This is a genomic window from Bacillus cereus group sp. Sample62, assembly GCF_036851315.1.
Classification (GTDB): domain Bacteria; phylum Bacillota; class Bacilli; order Bacillales; family Bacillaceae_G; genus Bacillus_A; species Bacillus_A wiedmannii.
Genome location: NZ_JAFLPK010000001.1, coordinates 2,698,852 through 2,715,544, shown reverse-complemented (window position 1 = coordinate 2,715,544; position 16,693 = coordinate 2,698,852). Strand labels below are relative to the sequence as shown.

Here is a 16,693-nt window from a genome sequence, read left to right as displayed (position 1 = left end):
AAATGCATGAAATTGCTAAGTGGGATTTAGATCGATTGTATCCAATTGAGGATATTCTAAATCCAATATTGGGGTTGAAAGAACAATATTATGGGACACAAGATGTAGAGATTCTTTCAAAACTTATACAAGCTATTGAAAAAGCAGAATACTATTTGTATTGCCGATCTGCTGAAGAAAGTGTTTCATCTGATCTTACTATATTGACTGCTACAGTAAAAGATTTGAAAAGAGAAGTACAGCAAGTAATACAAAAAAGTGAAGTGGAAACTTCCGATAATATTAATACTAGGTTAATAAAAGATGAACTTAACGCATGGGAAAATATGTACATACAATTAAGGAATAAAATAGAAATAGAGCACGATAATAAGCAATTATCATTTGGCCAAGCAAATAATATTGCAATGAATAGTGATAATGAAAAGGAAAGATTAGAAGTATTCGAGTTATTAACAAGTGTCTTACATAAGGAAAAAGAAATCTTCGCTACTGTCTTAAATCAAATAGGGAGATTACGCAATACAAAGAGTAATGAATTAGAAGATAGAGAGATTTTAACACAATCTCTTTATGCGAATGACATTTCTAAAACTGTATTATTACAAATGTGGAATGCGACAGAAGAAAATCTTGATAAATTAGTAAGTGCTTTAAATGTGTATAAGAAAGACAGAGTAACGATTACATGGCATGAGCTTATGACAGTAAAGGAAAACAACGAGGCTATTATTCCTTTTTCAGCAGCAGTTCAAAACATATACGATGCATTACAAAATATTGATAAAGAATTAGCAGAATTTGCACGGAATGCAATAGAGAGTGGATGGGTGGATGCGGAACCGAGAGATGATAAACCACCTGGTGGATTTTGTGCTCCTTTTTTCAGTGAAAAAGAATCACGAATCTCAATGCGTTATGACGGAAGTATTGATAGTGTAAGAGGACTTGCGCATGAACTAGGACATGCTTGGCATTTTTATAATATGAGTTTTGAGCAATCTACTTCTTTTTTAGATGATTATTTGCCAATGAGTACGGCTGAATCAGCGTCTATTTTCTTTGAAACCATGCTCATAAACTATTTAATTCAATCAACAGATAGTATAGATATGAAAAAGTCATTGCTTAGTTGGAAAATAAGAAACTGTTTTAATTATGTAATGGCAATACGTGCTTCGTTTGAATTTGAGAAGAACTTTTATGAAAAGTGTAAAGAAGGTCCTTTAAGTGCTGATGAAATCGAGAGATTATCTATAGTAGCGCAAGAAAAAGCATACGGGAATGCATTATCAGAATATCAGCCGTTTGTTTGGATGAAATATGTTCAGTTTTATATAGCGGATGTTCCATTTTATAATTATCCATACACATTTGGGTATTTAACTAGTTTTAGTTTATTAGAAATAGCTCAAGAAAGTAAAAGTACTTTTCATTCGAAATATAAAGAGTTTTTAAGAGAAACAGGAAAGGCTCCAGTGGAAGAGCTTATGAAAAAATATTTTGAAATAGATATAACAAGTTATGCGTTCTGGGATAAAGCTTTTAGGCAAATTTCTAAAGATATTGATGAATATTTGAGGCTTATTTAGAGTGAAAAAGGGGACGACATACATGAACAGAATCGGCATTATCGGAGCAATGCAAATTGAAATAGACTTACTTTTAGAAAAACTAGTTATAGAAGACGAACAGACGATTGCGGGGATGCCTTTTTACGCTGGGAAATTCATGGGAACCGAAGTGATTGTTACAAGATGTGGTGTAGGGAAAGTAAATGCAGCCGCATGTACGCAAACATTAATTCATAAATTTCATGTAGATGCTATTATCAATACGGGTGTTGCTGGTGGGTTACACCCAGATGTAAAAGTTGGTGATATCGTTATTTCAACGAATGTTACCCACCATGATGTAAGTAAAACTCAAATGAAAAACTTATTCCCGTTCCAAGAAAAGTTTAATGCAAATAAGGAATTAATAGAGTTAGCACGTAAAGCATGCAATAGTAGTAGTTTACATATGGAAATTCATGAAGGAAGAATCGTCAGCGGTGAATGTTTTGTTGAGGATTCAAAACTAAAAGCGAAATTAATAGACGAATATGCACCTCATTGTACAGAGATGGAAGGTGCAGCAATTGGACATGTTGCCTATATAAATGATGTACCATTTCTCGTTATAAGATGTATTTCAGACAGTGCAGACGATGAAGCTCAAATTTCTTATGTTGATTTCGCGAAAACGGCTGCAAATTATTGTTCAGAAATTATCATTGAGATGCTGAAAAATATATCGAGTAATACTTATAGTTCAAAAGGAGAGAATGACATGTTACAAGCATTAATTTTTGATATGGACGGAACGTTATTTCAGACAGATAAAATTTTAGAATTATCGTTAGATGATACATTTGATCACTTAAGATCATTACAGTTATGGGATACGGTAACACCTATTGAAAAATACCGTGAAATTATGGGTGTGCCGTTACCGAAAGTTTGGGAAGCTTTATTACCGAATTATTCTCTTGAAGTAAGAGAAAAAACAGATGCATATTTTTTAGAAAGACTAATTGAAAACATTAAGAGGGGAAAAGGTGCTTTATATCCGAACGTAAAAGAAGTTTTTACATATATAAAAGAAAATAATTGTTCAATTTATATTGCTAGCAATGGTTTAACTGAATATTTACGAGCAATCGTATCTTATTATGATTTAGATCAATGGGTTACTGAAACGTTTAGTATTGAACAAATAAACTCTCTTAATAAAAGTGACTTAGTAAAAAGTATTTTGAACAAATATGATATAAAAGTAGCAGCGGTAGTTGGGGACCGTTTATCTGATATAAACGCAGCTAAAGATAATGGCTTGATTGCGATTGGATGCAATTTCGATTTTGCACAAGAAGATGAGCTTGCTCAAGCGGATAAAGTAATAGATGATTTATTGGAGTTGAAGGGAATATTGCCTGTTGTGCAGAGGTAATAAAATCATTTTCAAAAATTATAAAATTGTATAAAAAGCCTTCTTCCACTAGCGGAGTAGAATTCATTTGTGATAAATCAGTAATAGTTTGATTTGTTTTAAAACTAAGTAGAGGATTATAAAGTGTGCGCAGTTTTTTGCCGATTTCTGTATATCTTATTCCGAGGAGGAAATATGCTTAAAAATAATTTTAACATTAGTAATATTCCCGCGGTTTTGTGGGGAGATAAAAGTGAAAAAGTTTTTATTGCCGTACATGGGAATATGTCAAATAAGGAAGATGCAGTTATTCAAATATTAGCTGAAGCAGCCAATCAAAAAGGTTATCAAGTATTAAGCTTTGATTTACCTGAGCATGGAGAAAGAACAAATGATAATACTCCTTGCAAAGTACAGTTTTGTGTTAGTGAATTATCTATAATTATGAATTACGCAAAAGAACATTGGAAAGAAGTAAGCGTGTTTGCATGTAGTATAGGAGCTTATTTTAGCCTTTTAGCCTATCAAAATGATGTGATAGAAAAGGCATTATTTTTATCACCAGTAGTTAATATGGAACGAATTATCGAAAATATGATGAAATGGTTTAATGTAACACCAGAACTTTTGCAAAAAGAAATGACTATAGAGACACCTATTGGTCAAAAGTTATATTGGGATTATTTATGCTATGTAAAAGAACATCCCATTAATAAATGGAATACAGATACATATATTATGTATGGAGCTAAGGATGAACTGTGTGAATTTGAAACTATAAACTATTTTACAAAAAAACATCGTTGTGAATTAGAGGTCGTGGAGACAGGTGAACATTATTTTCATACTGAAGAACAGTTAAAGATATTTGAACTGTGGTTACATAAACATTTAGATTAACAAATTATAACTTAGCTTGAACCTGTTAGAGAAGAATGGTGAATTTAAAAACTGATATTATATTTGAGAGACACTATAAATGTATTCATTTAAACAAACAGCTGCTTTAGTTCAATAATACTTAAACAACTATATTATCGATTTACATCTGAAGTGAAGAATACACATACTACGAATTGAATAAGATAACAATCATAAAAATGCTCAGAATCAATAATTCTAGAGCATTTTTATGTATTTTCATAGTAAGGGGGATTTACTTGAAAGATATACATATTCAACAAGTTGAAGATTTAATGATATACGAACACGAATATCTTGTTCAGGAAAGCAAAGACGAAGGATTTTATTTCCTAATAAAACTAATCAGTGAATATGAAAATAAAATAAACACATTTAATAAAACTGGTGAATGCTTATATGGGATTTTTCATGAGGAAAAGTTAATCGGAATAGGAGGGTTAACTGAGGATCCGTATATAATAAACAATAAGATTGGTAGGGTAAGAAGATTTTATATTGCAAAAGAATACCGCCGGAAAGGATTAGGGAGGTTATTATTAGTGAGAATTATAAGCGATGCGAAAAAATATTTTAATATTGTTGTTTTAAATACAGATACAGTACAGGGTGACAAATTTTATACTTCGATTGGATTTGTGAAAGGGACAAAATATATGGGAGCGAGCCATTATTTGAACTTATATAAAAGGATGTAGTGAATTATTTTTTACCTCTTCAACAGAACTTTTGTTCTGTTTTGTGTAGATTGATGTTATAATTTATATGAATATAATATTAGAATGGGGAATTGGATGATGGGAGAAAATAAAATTATTAATGATTTCAATGAATATTCAATTTGGATAAATACATTGAAAGGTATGAAAGAGGAATTGTGGGTGGTACCAATATCAGAGGGGAAATGGACTATTGGCGAAATCATATCTCATATTATGAACTGGGATGACTATCTATTACGTGAGACATTATCATCAGTGAGAGATGGAAAGGGAATGGAGTTCCCTGATTTTGATATATATAATAAACTAGCATCTAGTTATGCCAAATCCGGTATATCTAAGATGAAACTTCTTGAAGAAGCAAAAGCTAAAAGAGAGTTACTCGTAAAAGAACTTAGATTACTGTCTGCTGAAAATCTAAAGAAACCTTTAACTGCCAATGGAGTATCACATTGTCCTCATACTGGAACGCCGTATTCTCTTATATATATTATTAAAGAATTTGTAGATCATGATAACCATCATAAAAGACAGGTTAGTCATTTTTTAAATGAAAATCAAGTTGTTAATTGATAAAAAAAGATCCCGCGAATGATATTTGTGGGATCTTTCTTACATTATAACTTAACATTCATTTGCTTCAATAATCTCTTCGGATCACCTTTCACATAATAAAAATGTGGATTGTTTTCATCGTCGTAAAGCATAATATAAGGTTTTTCGTTAAGTGGTAGAAGAATAAGTACTTCATCAATTGTTGTTTGTAGCCATTGATTTGTAATAGAAATTGGTTTAGATAAAGGGATTTTTATCATGTGACCATCTTTTGGAACGACATTTAAGTTTTTGAACGGGCCAGTAATGGATTTAGCATATTGAACAGCTTTTTTTTGAATAGCTGGATCTAAAGATTGTTTTTGAATGACCATTTCTTTTTGACAATCAAACACTTCAATTTGTTGATTTGTATTTGCGAACACATTTGTTGATAATAAGAAACAAAGAAGAGTAATGACCCCGATTTTTTTAATCATAATACAACACCTCGTTTTTACTATACCCTTAAAATGTTCAAATATTTTTCTGTCATATTTATGTAACAAAGAAGTTGTATAATACAATTGGTTTTTGTTTAATAGCAATGGAGGATAATGTATGAGAGTATTAATAGCAGACGATGAAAAAGATATGTTAAGGATTTTAAAGGCTTATTTCGAGAAAGAAGGCTTCGAAGTTTTATTAGCGAAAGATGGAGAAGAAGCACTTCAAATATTTTTTGATGAAAAAATTGATTTAGCTATTTTAGATTGGATGATGCCGAAACATAGTGGTATTACTGTTTGTCAAGAAATAAAGAAGAACTCTAGCGTTAAAGTATTAATGCTTACGGCGAAAAGTGAAAGTGAAGATGAGCTAGCAGCGCTTCAAAGTGGGGCAGATGAATACGTAAAAAAACCATTTCATCCAGGCGTACTGATTACGCGAGCGAAAAAGCTAATACAGCATGATGATGTCATTCAAGTTCAAGATTTGAAAATAGATTTCACTAAAAATAAAGTTTATAAAAATGACAAAGAGTTAGATATTACAAAAACAGAGCTAGAATTAATAAAGTGTTTTTTAAATCACAAAGGCATGATTTTAACTCGTAAAAAATTGTTAGATATCGTATGGGGATTTGACTATTATGGAGAAGAGCGAACGGTTGATACACATGTAAGAAGATTACGTAAAAAAGTAGGAGAAAATATTATAAAAACGCATCGTGGTTTAGGATATAGTTTGGAGGAGCAGAGTGAATAAACTTGGAAAAAAGCTATTTCTCAGCATTTCTTTAACTGTTATTCTTATTTTTTCGATATCTTTATTATTAATTAACTATCTTTTACCGAAATATAATATTTACAAAACGCGAGAAAGTTTAGAAGGTATTACAGCACAAATACAGTCCATAGAGAGCAAACAACTGGATGAAGCGATTACTAGCATTGAAAATAAAGGAAATGTTACGATTGCGTATACATCAATTAAGAATTCGGAAGATCAAATTAATGATGAGTTACGTATGCAACTTACAAGGAAAAGGGTTGCCCTTAATAAACTTTGGATTACAAAAGAAGAAGTAATGAAAGTAAAGAACTTCGGGCAAGCGAATAAAATATATGATCAAGAAAAGATTAAATCTAGTTTTTTTGTGAAATACATTGCGAAAGACGATATGTTAATTTTAGTAGGAGTTTCAATCGCACATTCTAATGAAGTAATAAAAACGTTAAATTCATTTTATTTTTACATTTTTGGCATTACGATTTTTCTCATTATCGTACTTGTATGGATGCTTTCAACAACAATCACCAGACCATTGAAAGAATTAAGTAATGTTGCAGAAGATATTTCAAATTTGAAATTTGAACGAGCGAAAGTGAAAACAAATGATGAAATAGGGGACTTAGCTAATAGTATTAATATCATGAGTGAAAAACTAAATGAAGCGCATGAAGATTTAACAGATCGAAATGAACATTTAAAACGATTTATGGGTGATGTGACGCATGAATTAAAAACTCCAATCGCATTAGTGAAAGCATATTCTATGGGAATCAAAGATGGTTTAGATGATGGTACGTACATAGATACAATCATTAAACAAACTGATCACATATCAAACCTAATTGAAGAGTTATTACGATTTTCTAAACTAGAAAGAGATGTTTTAGAAAAAGAAGAATTCTCTATTACATCACTAGTCCAAAGTATATTAGATAAGCATAAGATTGAACTGGAGTCGAAAGAAATCAATTTGCAAGTGAACTATAATGTTGGCGATGAAGTTGTTTATGCTGATGTAAATAAAATGAGAATGGTGTTTCAAAATTTAATATCTAATGCGATAAAATATACAGCAAATCAAAATATAAAAATTACTTTAGAAAATCGAAATGAAAATATATATTTTCAAATTCAAAATGGTATGAATGCGGAACAGATGAAAGATATCGATAAAATTTGGGAACCTTTTTACGTCTTAGAATCTTCTCGTAGTAAAGACCATTCAGGTACAGGATTAGGCTTAGCGATAGTGAAAAGTATTTTAGAGAGACATGGTTTTGACTATGGAGTATCTACTATAGATGGAGAAATACGATTTTATATGAATATGAAGAATGACTAATTCAATACTGTTAGAAGCATCGTCTATTATTAGGCGATGTTTTTTATTGATTATATGAGAGTGGTAAATCAGGATAAATAATCTTGAAAGCTCGTGTGAAGAGTGTTCTACAAATTTTTCAAGTTGTTGCATAAAATATAAACTGAATTTTCTGTAATTTTGTTGTATAGTAAAAGGAGACATACATGGGGAGGAAAAAGTATGGGGAAAAAGAAAATAGCAATTACATTATCAACAATCTTATCTTTATCAGTCACATCAGGAGTTTCTAGTATGACTGCGTATGCAGACAATAAAGAAACAAACTACATAAATGAGAATGACGTGAAGTTAAATGGGAAAGTTTCAGAAGGGGTACAATCAAATACGAAGATCGAATTAGAAAATGGGATGACAAAGCCGATTTACTCGCTTGATGAAGCAATTATCGAAAATCTATTTGTAGAAACGGAAGTTGATAGTGATCGAGATGGAAACAAGGATCGTGTATCAGTTAAAGTTATGCGTCCAAAAACTGAGTCGAATGTGAAAGTTCCCATTATTTATGAAATGAGTCCATATCGATCTGGCTTAAAAGATGTTCCTGTATATAATGTAGACGAAGAATTGTATGCGTATGAAGGGAAACCGTATGGAGCTGTTAATCTCGGTTCATACGGCAATTATTATGTGCCAAGAGGCTATGCAGTCATTTTAGGTGAAAGTATAGGAACTGGAAAATCAGACGGATGTCCGACTACTGGGGATGAGCAAGAAATATTAGGGACGAAATCTGTCATTGATTGGGTAAATGGGCGTGCGAAAGCATATACAGAAAATGGTGAGGAAGTTAAGGCTGATTGGTCAACAGGAAATGTAGGGATGACGGGAGTTTCTTATAATGGTACGTTACCGAATGCTGTTGCGACGACTGGCGTTGAAGGTTTAAAAACAATTATTCCAATCGCAGCGATCAGTAGTTGGTATGATTATTATCGTGCAAACGGTGCAGTCATTGCGCCAGGTGGATACCAAGGAGAAGATACAGATAATATGGCAGAAGCAGTACTAACAAGAGAAAATCCTGAAGTTTGCGGACAAGTAATAAAAGAGTTAACAGCTGGACAAGACCGGAAAACTGGTAATTATAATAATTTTTGGGATAAACGTAATTATGTAAAAGATGCTAAAAATGTAAAAGCAAGTGTATTTGTGGTTCATGGTTTAAATGATTGGAATGTTAAGACGAAGCAGTTCGCGCAATGGTGGGATGCGCTTGGAGAAAATAATGTTCCTCGTAAAATGTGGTTACATCAAGGTGGACATGGTGGAACATCAACGAATGACTGGCAAAGAACACAAAATAAATGGTTCGATTATTGGTTGTATGGAATTGAAAATGGAATTATGAATGAACCAATGGTTGATGTTCAACGTGAAAATAAAACTTGGGATAAAATAAAAAATTGGCCGGATCCAGCAGCTGTACCGTCAAAAGTTCGTATGTATTTAAGTAACAAAGCAGTTAATTTGCCATTAAGTATGGGCTCTGCAAATAAAGTTTTTTCATTCGTGGATGATGCAAAAATGAAATCAAATCAATTAATAGCAAACCCAGAATTAGAAGTAGCCAATCGATTAGTGTATACAATGCCTGTACTCCAAAAAGATACGCGTATAAGCGGTACACCAAAGATTTCAATTACAGGAAATATTGATCGATCTGTATCAAATTTAACTGCTTTACTTGTTGATTATGGTGGAGCAAAGCCGGAAATTGTTACGAGAGGCTGGATGGATCCACAAAACTTAAAGAGTATAGAAAATTCAACAGCGATTCAACCGGGCAAAGATTATACATTTACATGGGATATGCAGCCTGATGATTATGTATTTAAAGCGGGGCATCAAATAGGGGTCATTTTAATCGCTAGTGACTATGATTATACATTTAGACCGAAAGCGGGCACAAAGCTTACAGTAAAATTAAGTGAAGTAACATTGCCGATTGTGAAATAAATAGTTATGAATAAAGAGCTTACTGCATAGTAAGCTCTTTAAACTTTGAAAGGGGGAGTTTATTTTGAATTTTTATTAGCAGATACAAAAATGGTTACAACAAATAAAAAAATCGCATTCATAATCAATAGACCACTAAAGGTAAGCCCAGCAAAACCTCCAGCAAATCCATCTCCTACTTTTTCACCAATTACGTGCAAAGTGGCGAAGAAAACAATAGGGGAAGAAAGAATGAAAAGACCACTCGCTATTTTCCATATTTGTGGATATTTATTTGCTATAAAGAAAATCAGTATATTAAAAGAAATAAGAAGAAAAACAAATCCAATTAATGAATTCATCATATCCTCCTTTCGATAAAAGTCTGAATTTTCATTTTCTATATTTTCATTTCGAAGGAAATATTATACAATATAATTATATTGTATGGAAAGCGAGTGATATATTATGACAGTCAGCTCTTTCGAATTTTCATTAAAAATAAAGGTACAGGAAGATTAATTGAAAGAAAATCTTCCGTACGTAAAAAACGGAGGAGAAAATAAATGTTTAGTTTTTATAGTACACTTTGCACGGAACTTTATGATTACACAAAGCCTGTCGGTTATTCTTTAAATGGTGATATTGAGTATTACGAAGAACGTTTAAAAAATTGTAGAGGAAGAATTCTCGAAGCGGCAGTAGGATCAGGGCGCGTTATCATCCCGCTTCTTGAAGCTGGTTTTACAGTAGATGGGATAGATTATTCACCTGAAATGCTAGAATCGTGCCGCATACGATGTAAAGAGAGAAGCTTACATCCTAATTTATATGAGGGAAGCTTACAACAATTTTCACTGCCACATAAATACGAGGCAATTATCATTCCTACTGGATCTTTTTGTTTAATTGAAAATCGTACGGATTCTATAAACGCATTGAAATGTTTTTATGAACATCTTAATCCAGGCGGGCGACTAATCGTAGATATTATGCTGCCGCATGACTGGAAGACTGGGAAAATTCATACATCGACTTTTTCTTTGCCAAGCGGAGACGGAATTACATTAGAAAATAAATCAATTGAAATAGATTGGCTGAACCAAGTTACTCTATCATATTTAAAATATGAAAAATGGAGTAAAGGACAGTTAGTACAAACAGAATTACAACGCTTCGCGCTGCGCTGGTATGGAATAGAAGAGTTTAATCTTCTGTTAGAAAGTATAGGTTTCTCTAACGTTACTTGCTCTGCTGACTATGTTTATGGAAAAGAGCCGTCAAATGCAAATCAAATGTTTACTTTTGAAGCTGTGCGAAACGAAGAATAAAGAACTATTTATGAAAGCAAGGGGATCGATATTATATCGACTCCCTTGTTTTAGTTGTGAATTCTTTACAGGTCATTACATATTCATTGTCCAAGCATTCTTCTAGTAGCTACATATACTATTTATGTTAAAGTCAGTCATTATTTTAAATAGGGCTGTTATTTTACTATAAATGATATTTTAGAGCAGTAGGGGGATAAATTTGGAAAACGTAGAACAAGGAAGAATTGAAAATCAAGTGTATTCAAATCGGGTAGTAAGATCTGAATTTGATGGAAATTGGGAAACATGTATATCAAAAAGTGGTTATGTAATTTATGTAGCAACAAGTAATAATGCTGAAGTAATAGTACTTCTTGCAGATGGTTCAAGTAAATTATTAATATTTGAAAAAGGCGGTAAAGTAGTAGTAGGCGGCGGTGGAACAAGTCATTACAGTAAGCCGCATATCGCAAGAAATATTTAAGGTAGAACATGATAATTGAGAAGAAGCTGGAAAACGGTTAGTCTATCATGTTTATAGCATGTATGACTAGCCGTTTTTATTTAAATCATTTTGGAAGGACTTGATTTGTTATAAATACTTTTAGGTGACCAGAGAAATTAGGAGGGAATTGTACGGATAAGAGTTTGAGATATATTGTAGGTTTGGAAAAAACATATAAGCAATTTAAAAAAGCATTTCCTATTTCGGGAAATGCTTTTTCTATGTTATAGTATAATAGTGTTTTGAAACGATATTATTTTAATATAAATCAAGTTTTGTTGTGTATTATTTTTATATTAAATTAGGTGTGTAAGTATTTTTTTATATAAGGAGTAATAATTAGAGAAATGAAAAATATAGACTTTATACTAGAAAGTGACGAAGCATTAAAACCGTCTGAACGATTAGTACTATTATTATTAGAGAAGCATAGAATGTTATATACGAACGATCTATTAGCATTATCTAATTTATCATATAAAACATTAACAGATTCATTAACGGCGCTCGTTTTAAAATCATATGTGTTAAAGGAAACAGGTAAGGGAAGAAGACAGAATTGTTATAGATTGGTATGATAAGACTGCTGATTTTAGAGAGTTTATAATAAGTTTTTTCAAATGTAATGAGAAATATCGTTTTTGTTTTCAAATGAAAAACACTCTACAATGTGCGCTTTAATATTTGGATTTCATTTTTATTAATGATAATTCTATTGTTGTTAAAAATAGAAAAATAAAATAAATTGCATAAAAAAGAAATAAAAAAACAATCCATTTTAAAAATGGATTGTTTTTTTTATTGGAATAATATTATTTGATGAATGGAAAACAGGAATGATTATTCTACTTCACTTGTATACTTTTCAGGTAATAATTCCATTACGTTACATTTTACAAGTTCACCATTATAAGAAAGTATAACGTTCGTATTTTTTCCATAATCACTTATTAATTCTCGACACATACCACATGGAGCAACAACCCAACATTTTTCTATATCTTCATGAGGGTGTGGGTGAGCGACTGCTACAATGGTATCAAATTCATGATCGCCTTCTGAAATAGATTTTCCAATCGCCATAGCCTCACCACACACTGTAATTCTTCCAACATTCGCTTCAACATGCACTGCTGCATAAATGTTACCTGTTGTAGTTCTTACAGCTGAACCGATATGATGATGGCCATATTTATAGTTTTTTTCAATTACTTTTTCAGCAGCTGTAATTAAATCATAGTCTTCACTATTTAAAGGCATTACTTGTAACATAATTTCTCCTCCGTATAAAACATGATAATTTTATTTTAACAAAAAATTTTAATATTTAAAATAAAAGATGGGGATCGGTTAGATAATATTGTTATGTAAACTTCTATATTTACAGGAAAATAGCATAATCAATAGAACATATAGAAGAGTATGCTTAAATATTTGAAAGATAGGAGATTATTATGGGAATTTTACAATCAATAGTACAAGCTGTTATAACTGGTAATAAGGAAGAAGTGGTGGAGTTTATAAAAACGAATCCAAGTGCTGTTAACGAATTTAGTGACGATGGCTGGACTCTCCTTCATTTAGCGGGTTATTTTGGACAAAAAGAGATAGCAAGTTTTCTTTTAGAAAGTGGAGCAGATATACATAATAGAGCAAAAAACGAAAATGAAAATACACCTTTGCAAGCTGCCATCGCGAATAAGCAAAGTGAACTTGTTACTTTCTTAATTGAAAAAGGATTGGATGTAAATGTTATACAAAGTGGTGGTTGGGCAGGGTTACATGAAGCAGCATTATTAGGAAGTGAAGAAATAGTTATGCTACTTCTTGAAAATGGAGCTAATAAAGCGATTAAGAAAAATGATGGAAAAACAGCATATGATATTGCGTTAGAAAAAGGATATGATCACCTTTTACATCATTTAAAATCGGAAGTGAACGTATGATAAATAAATGGAGCGTAGGCATATTTTTATTTAATGATGTAGAAGTGTTAGATTTTGCAGGACCATTTGAAGTTTTTTCTGTAACCGAAGCGGATGAAGAAAAACCATTTACTGTATATACAGTTAGCCAAAATGGAGAAATGATTACAGCAAGAAATGGATTAAAGGTAAAGCCGGATTATAGTATTGAAGATTTACCACCAATTGATATTTTAATCATTCCAGGTGGTAAAGGCGTTAGGGAAAATGAAATGCAAAATGATATTATAATAAATTGGGTTCGTCAGCAAATGAAAGAAGTAAAGCTAATGACTTCAGTTTGTACGGGTGCGCTATTACTTGCGAAAGCCGGCTTATTGGAAGGTTTAAAAGCAACAACGCATTGGGCCAGTATTCAAACTTTCAAAAAAGACTTTCCGAATATAGAAGTAATGGAGAATGTAAAATTTGTAGATGAAGGACACATTATTACATCGGCAGGTATTTCAGCTGGTATTAACATGTCATTTCATATTGTGAAAAATTTGTTAGGTGTGGAGATTGCTGAGGAAACAGCCAAAAGTATGGAATATGATATTGATTTACAAGATTAAAAAAGCCCAATTTGGGCTTTTTTATATTGAATGTATATAGGTAAGTGCCTTAAGAGTTGATCTATGATCCAACTTCTAATTCTGAATCAATAATTCAGGTTTTATCGAATGTACGAAAATGAAGTTTTTTTCTCCTTGTAAGCATGTTAAAACGAGGAGAAATTTCGTATGTAAAAAAACTCTTCTACAATAATAGAAAAAGAATAACAGAAACTACTATTTTATGGCAGCATACATAAAAAAAATCAATGTAAATATGGAAATGTCGTCGAATGCTATCTTTAATTGGTTAATTTGTGAGATATTTTTGTGAAGGAGCTTATTTTATAAGAATAGAATTACAGTTAGTAAGAGATCATGCCGATGGTAGTAAAAATATATGTGTTAGGGGGATTTCAAAATGAGGAAACTCAAGCGAATAAATGTTCCTAATATACAAGAACAACTATCACAGTCTAATGAGAATCGAGCAATTAATAAGAAGAAACTAAGGCGATTTATATTCATGTTTATATTTATTGCGGCGGCTACATTGTACGTTCAATTTATTTTAACGAAACAACAAGAAATAATCGTGGGAAAAAAAGATACAATAATGAATCAAAAGAAACAATTAGTATCTTTAAAGAAAGATAAAGGCTCTTTAAAGGCTAACATAGAAAATTTAACAGACGATGAGGAAGAGATTTTGAAGTTTGCGAGAAAAGAATATCAATTTTCAAAGTCAAATGAAACTATATTTGTGATGCCGAAGTAGTGTAATTGAACAGTTAGCGATAGATAGCTAACTGTTTTTTCATGTATAAATAGCATGGTACAAGTAACAATCACATATTGTAAAAATGAAGAGTTTGAGCTGTTTTTATAATTATGGAATATATACCAAAATAAATGTTGTTAAAATTCTGTCAATTGTATTATAATACAAGGTGAGCGGATACATTTCTTAATCAACGTTGAGTTTATCACTCATACGACTATTAAGAAAACCGTTATCCCGTATTAGAAAGGAAGATAGCTGTGTACGCTTCAAATACAATTTATATCATAGGGGATGCGAAAGCACCTCAAAATAATCCTATTACCGAAAAGTTCAAAAGTTATTTTGTAGCGTTTGTACTTGTTAAGGAGACAGGGGAAATTGTAGATGCAGATTGCTCAGCGACAATTGCATTAACATCTCAATTCGTTAAATATTTATTTCTACATAAAAATATTAATGATCCACTATTGGTAACAGAAATAAAAAATAGATACTTCGGTTCGTCTCAAAAAGCACTCCTTGTAGCATTAAAAGATGCACAGAAAAAATATAATCAAATCGCTGCTTTGTCTACCCATTCCTAGACAAAATCCAGCCATAAGAATCTTCTTATGGCTGGATTTTTTTATTTCACATTAACTTCCTACATGAAAAGTAAGCGAAAGAGGAGATTTATTGTTCCTAAAAAATTAATTCTTTTTGGGGGATTAAGGTTCCACTTTCTCAGACAACGAAAGGATGAACAATATGAAAATTACCGATGTAAAAGTAAATCGTAGACGTGTAAATCTTCATACACCGTTTAAAACGGCGCTTCGTACCGTAACCGAAATAGAAAGTATAGATGTATATATTCATACAGATAAAGGAATTGTTGGCAAGGGTGCTGCAACCGCAACACCAGTTATTACGGGGGATTTCGCTAACGGGATTGAAGGAGCAATTTTAGGACCGATGCGTTCTTGTTTAATTGGTCAAGATATCATTCAATTTCAGCAGTTACTGCAGCACATTCAAATGAGTTGTATTGGAAACCCAAGTGCGAAAGCGGCAGTAGATATTGCTTTATATGATGTGTATTGTCAACATCAAAACGTTCCACTTTACGTATTATTAGGCGGGAAGAAAGAAATTCATACAGATATTACGGTGAGTGTAGATGAGCCTTTTATTATGGCAAAAGAGGCAAAGCAACATGTAGAAAAAGGATTTCAAACTTTAAAAATTAAAGTGGGAAAATCTGCTCATTTAGATTTAGAACGTATTGAAGCAATTCGAAATAGTGTACCAAAAAATACGACGTTACGATTAGATGCAAATCAAGGGTGGAATCCAAAAGAAGCGGTTACGATCATTAAAGAGATGGAAAATCGTAATTTAAATATCGAGTTTATTGAACAACCTGTTCATGCGAAAGATTGGGATGGGTTAAAGTATGTCAAAGATCATGTACAAACGCCCATTATGGCAGATGAAAGCATATTTTCAGCGCGTGATGCATTGAAAATCGTTCAAGGGGGATATGCAGACTTAATTAATATTAAATTAATGAAATGTGGTGGCATACGTGAAGCGTGGCGTATTGCCGATATTGCCGAAACAGCTGGTGTAAAATGTATGGTCGGAAGTATGATGGAATCTTCACTTTCTGTTAGCGCTGTAGCCCATTTAGCAGCTGCCCATCCTAATATTCATTACTTCGATCTGGATGCACCGCTTTGGTTAATGGAAGAACCGGAAGGAATGACTTATTCTGGATCAAAGGTAAACCTTCAATCGACAGTGAATAGTAAATCTTAGGAGAAGAGACT

Annotated in this window: 19 protein-coding genes; 16 read left to right on the top strand and 3 right to left on the bottom strand. The window is 32.1% G+C overall.

From position 1 onward, the window contains the following. Window positions 1-2 precede the first annotated feature (2 nt). The 5 genes from J0835_RS13760 to J0835_RS13740 all read left to right on the top strand — a co-directional run bounded on the left by J0835_RS13760 (window position 3) and on the right by J0835_RS13740 (window position 5,186). The gene (locus tag J0835_RS13760; protein ID WP_087980720.1) at window positions 3-1,592 is read left to right on the top strand and encodes a M3 family metallopeptidase; all 1,590 of its coding nucleotides are present in this window, start codon (window positions 3-5) and stop codon (window positions 1,590-1,592) included. A gap of 22 nt (window positions 1,593-1,614) precedes the next feature. Next, on the top strand, window positions 1,615-2,991 hold the full coding sequence (locus J0835_RS13755) for a 5'-methylthioadenosine/adenosylhomocysteine nucleosidase (protein WP_087980719.1): 1,377 nt from the start codon (window positions 1,615-1,617) through the stop codon (window positions 2,989-2,991). Between the two features lie 174 nt (window positions 2,992-3,165). Beyond that, on the top strand, window positions 3,166-3,870 hold the full coding sequence (locus J0835_RS13750; RefSeq protein WP_140386782.1) for an alpha/beta hydrolase: 705 nt from the start codon (window positions 3,166-3,168) through the stop codon (window positions 3,868-3,870). Window positions 3,871-4,130: 260 nt separating this feature from the next. Then, a complete protein-coding gene (locus tag J0835_RS13745; protein ID WP_087980717.1) occupies window positions 4,131-4,589 on the top strand; it encodes a GNAT family N-acetyltransferase in 459 nt (152 codons plus the stop codon). Between the two features lie 99 nt (window positions 4,590-4,688). Continuing rightward, on the top strand, window positions 4,689-5,186 hold the full coding sequence (locus J0835_RS13740) for a DinB family protein (protein WP_087980716.1): 498 nt from the start codon (window positions 4,689-4,691) through the stop codon (window positions 5,184-5,186). A 44-nt stretch (window positions 5,187-5,230) separates the two neighbouring features. Here J0835_RS13740 and J0835_RS13735 read toward each other — a convergent pair whose 3' ends face one another. Next, window positions 5,231-5,647: a hypothetical protein gene (locus tag J0835_RS13735; protein WP_087980715.1), complete on the bottom strand. Its 417-nt coding sequence runs from the start codon at window positions 5,645-5,647 to the stop codon at window positions 5,231-5,233. 121 nt (window positions 5,648-5,768) lie between these two features. Between J0835_RS13735 and J0835_RS13730 the strand changes: the two genes are divergently transcribed. The 3 genes from J0835_RS13730 (at window position 5,769) to J0835_RS13720 (ending at window position 9,783) form a co-directional block, all read left to right on the top strand. After that, window positions 5,769-6,416 (top strand): response regulator transcription factor, encoded by a 648-nt coding sequence (locus J0835_RS13730; RefSeq protein WP_087980714.1) that lies wholly within the window; start codon window positions 5,769-5,771, stop codon window positions 6,414-6,416. Next, window positions 6,409-7,785, top strand: a complete 1,377-nt coding sequence (locus J0835_RS13725) for a sensor histidine kinase (RefSeq protein WP_087980713.1) — start codon at window positions 6,409-6,411, stop codon at window positions 7,783-7,785. Before J0835_RS13730 ends, J0835_RS13725 begins: the two co-directional genes overlap by 8 nt. 201 nt (window positions 7,786-7,986) lie before the next feature. Continuing rightward, complete coding sequence (locus J0835_RS13720) at window positions 7,987-9,783, top strand: Xaa-Pro dipeptidyl-peptidase (protein WP_333728129.1); 1,797 nt, start codon at window positions 7,987-7,989, stop codon at window positions 9,781-9,783. A gap of 59 nt (window positions 9,784-9,842) precedes the next feature. On the opposite strand, the gene J0835_RS13715 is transcribed toward J0835_RS13720, so the two are convergent. Then, on the bottom strand, window positions 9,843-10,127 hold the full coding sequence (locus J0835_RS13715) for a hypothetical protein (RefSeq protein ID WP_140386781.1): 285 nt from the start codon (window positions 10,125-10,127) through the stop codon (window positions 9,843-9,845). A gap of 201 nt (window positions 10,128-10,328) precedes the next feature. Here J0835_RS13715 and J0835_RS13710 point away from each other — a divergent pair, with 201 nt between their 5' ends. The 3 genes from J0835_RS13710 (at window position 10,329) to J0835_RS13700 (ending at window position 12,158) form a co-directional block, all read left to right on the top strand. Beyond that, on the top strand, window positions 10,329-11,093 hold the full coding sequence (locus tag J0835_RS13710) for a class I SAM-dependent methyltransferase (RefSeq protein WP_333728128.1): 765 nt from the start codon (window positions 10,329-10,331) through the stop codon (window positions 11,091-11,093). Window positions 11,094-11,295: 202 nt separating this feature from the next. Further along, window positions 11,296-11,559 carry a hypothetical protein gene (locus J0835_RS13705; protein WP_087980709.1) on the top strand — a complete coding sequence of 88 codons (264 nt, stop codon included), beginning with the start codon at window positions 11,296-11,298 and terminating at the stop codon, window positions 11,557-11,559. A 368-nt stretch (window positions 11,560-11,927) separates the two neighbouring features. Further along, complete coding sequence (locus J0835_RS13700) at window positions 11,928-12,158, top strand: hypothetical protein (protein ID WP_000789031.1); 231 nt, start codon at window positions 11,928-11,930, stop codon at window positions 12,156-12,158. Window positions 12,159-12,420: 262 nt separating this feature from the next. Here J0835_RS13700 and J0835_RS13695 read toward each other — a convergent pair whose 3' ends face one another. After that, on the bottom strand, window positions 12,421-12,852 hold the full coding sequence (locus J0835_RS13695) for a cytidine deaminase (RefSeq protein ID WP_087980708.1): 432 nt from the start codon (window positions 12,850-12,852) through the stop codon (window positions 12,421-12,423). 182 nt (window positions 12,853-13,034) lie between these two features. Here J0835_RS13695 and J0835_RS13690 point away from each other — a divergent pair, with 182 nt between their 5' ends. The 5 genes from J0835_RS13690 (at window position 13,035) to J0835_RS13670 (ending at window position 16,682) form a co-directional block, all read left to right on the top strand. Then, entirely contained in the window at window positions 13,035-13,526 is a 492-nt protein-coding gene (locus J0835_RS13690) for an ankyrin repeat domain-containing protein (protein WP_087980707.1), read from the top strand. Further along, the gene (locus J0835_RS13685) at window positions 13,523-14,119 is read left to right on the top strand and encodes a DJ-1/PfpI family protein (protein WP_087980706.1); all 597 of its coding nucleotides are present in this window, start codon (window positions 13,523-13,525) and stop codon (window positions 14,117-14,119) included. Before J0835_RS13690 ends, J0835_RS13685 begins: the two co-directional genes overlap by 4 nt. 400 nt (window positions 14,120-14,519) lie before the next feature. Next, on the top strand, window positions 14,520-14,876 hold the full coding sequence (locus tag J0835_RS13680) for an FtsB family cell division protein (RefSeq protein WP_087980705.1): 357 nt from the start codon (window positions 14,520-14,522) through the stop codon (window positions 14,874-14,876). A 263-nt stretch (window positions 14,877-15,139) separates the two neighbouring features. Continuing rightward, window positions 15,140-15,466 carry a DUF3870 domain-containing protein gene (locus J0835_RS13675; protein WP_087980704.1) on the top strand — a complete coding sequence of 109 codons (327 nt, stop codon included), beginning with the start codon at window positions 15,140-15,142 and terminating at the stop codon, window positions 15,464-15,466. A 154-nt stretch (window positions 15,467-15,620) separates the two neighbouring features. Further along, entirely contained in the window at window positions 15,621-16,682 is a 1,062-nt protein-coding gene (locus J0835_RS13670; RefSeq protein ID WP_140386780.1) for a dipeptide epimerase, read from the top strand. The last annotated feature ends 11 nt before the right edge of the window (window positions 16,683-16,693 follow it).